Source organism: Streptomyces torulosus (assembly GCF_001419765.1).
Taxonomy (GTDB): domain Bacteria; phylum Actinomycetota; class Actinomycetes; order Streptomycetales; family Streptomycetaceae; genus Streptomyces; species Streptomyces torulosus.
On the sequence record NZ_LIRK01001021.1, the window covers coordinates 1 to 2,131 of the forward strand.

Consider the following 2,131-nt stretch of genomic DNA (forward strand, 5'->3'; position numbering starts at 1 on the left):
GGCGCCGGGCGTCGGCCTCCGCGTCGCCGGCGTCGGCCCCGCCGTCCCGGATCAGGGCGACCTGCGCCGAGACCGTGGTGTGGCGGAAGAGGGCGACGATCGGGGGGCGCGTGCCGGTGTGCCGCTCCAGGGCGTCCTGGAGCTGGAACATCGCCAGCGAATGACCGCCCAGGTCGAAGAAGTTGACGTCGCCGGGCACGTCCGTGACCTTCAGGACCTCCGCCCAGGCCGCCGCGACCCCGGCCGACGGATCACCGCCGCCGGGCGCACGCGGGGGCGTACCGCCGTCGGGCGCCTCCGCTGCCGGGCCGTCGTCGGGGGCGGGCCGGCCCTTCGCGGCGGGCTGTTCGGTCGCCGCCTCCTCGGCGGCGCGGTACGGTCCCTCGGCGGCGCGGTACGGCTCCTCCGCGCGGACGCGCAGCCGTGCCCGGTCGGCCTTGCCGTTGACGGTGCGGGGGAAGGAGTCGAGTACCTCGATGCGGGCGGGCACCATCGGTGCGGGCAGCGAACGGGCCACCTGCTCCCGCAGGCTCCGTGCGTCGGGCCGCGTGGGCGCGAGCACGAACCCGGTGAGGGCGGTGCCCCGGGTGTCGGGCACGACGACGGCCTCGCGCACTCCGGGCTGCTCGCACAGCGCGGCCTCCACCGCGCCGAGTTCGATGCGATGGCCGCGGATCTTGACCTGGTGGTCGCGGCGGCCCAGGAAGTCGAGGGTGCCCTCCTCGGTCCACCGGACGAGATCGCCGGTGCGGTACATGCGTGCGCCGGGCGCCCCCGCGAAGGGGTCGTCGAGGAAAGCCTTCGCGGTGGCCTCGGGACGCCCGAAGTAGCCGTGGGCCACCCCGGCGCCCCCGATGAACAACTCGCCCTCGGTGCCGCGCGGTACGGGCCGCATTCCCTCGTCGAGGACGTACAGCCGTACGCCGGGGGCGGGGCCCCCGATGGTCACCGGCCCCGGCGCGCCGTACCGGCGGTAGCTCGCCCAGACCGTCGCCTCGGTGGGCCCGTACTCGTTGACCAGTGCCACCGTGCGGGCATGCAGGGCGAAGTGACGTCGCATCAGGTCGGCGGGGAGCGGCTCGCCCGCCGTGGTCACCGTCTCCAGGGAGCGCAGCCGTTCCATGCCCGCCCGCTCGGCGGCGTCGAGCAGGACGGCGTACAGGGAGGGCACGCACAGCAGGCCGGTCACGCCGTGCCGTTCGACGAGGTCGATCAGCCGCTCGGGATCGCGGACCTCGTCGGGCGCGGCCACCACCAGGTGCCCGCCGGCGGTGAGTGTGCCCCACAGCCCGGCGACGGACGAGTCGAAGGCGAGCGGTGAGACGAGCAGGAAGACCGGCCGGCCCGGATAGACCATGCGCCGCGCCAGCGTCGACGACGCCAACTGCCGGTGCCCGACCTCGACTCCCTTCGGTTCGCCGGTGCTGCCGGAGGTGTAGATGAGGTAGGCGGGGTCGTCGCCGGTGATACCCGTGGCGTCGGGTCGGCCGGTGGCGCCGACGGCAGCTGCGGCTCGTCCGGCCCCGCCCCGCGCCGCCGGTCCGTCGGCGGCGGCCTCCACGGCGTATGCGTGGGCGGTGTCGACGGCGTATTCATGGGCTGCCCCGACGTCAGATGCCTGGACGGACGCGGTGGCCTCCGCGCAGACCGGCGCGGTGGCATCCGCCGGGGCGGCCACGGTGGCATCCGGGGGTACGGCCCCGGTGGCCGGCTCCTCGTCGCCGTCCTCGGCGTCCTCGCCCGCCCCGGCGGTGCGCGCGGTGTCGCGCTCCCCGGTGGGCCCGGCAGTGTCCTCGACCCGTACCAGCGGCAGGCCGAGCCCGGTGAGACGGCCGGCCGCGGACCCGGTGACCACGGCCGCGCCGACCCGGGCGTCGGTGAGGACGCCGGCGATGCGCCGGTCGGGGTGGGCCAGGTCCACGGGTACGTACGCCGCCTCGGCCTTGAGGACGCCCAGGACGGCGGCCACCATCGCGGTGGACGGTTCCACCAGGACGGCGACCCGGCTGCCCCGGCCCACGCCCGACTCGGTGAGCCGGGCGGCGATGCGCCGGGCCCAGGCGTCGAGGGCCCGGTAGTCGATGGTGCCGTCGCGGCCGCTGACCGCGGGGGCGGTGGGGGTGATCCGGGC

1 protein-coding gene is annotated in these 2,131 nt (G+C 76.5%); it reads right to left on the reverse strand.

All coding sequences use genetic code 11. The features are described 5' to 3' along the window. Positions 1-2,131, reverse strand: a 2,131-nt coding sequence (locus AOK23_RS46385; protein ID WP_055717893.1) for a non-ribosomal peptide synthetase, incomplete at both ends; no start/stop codon positions are given.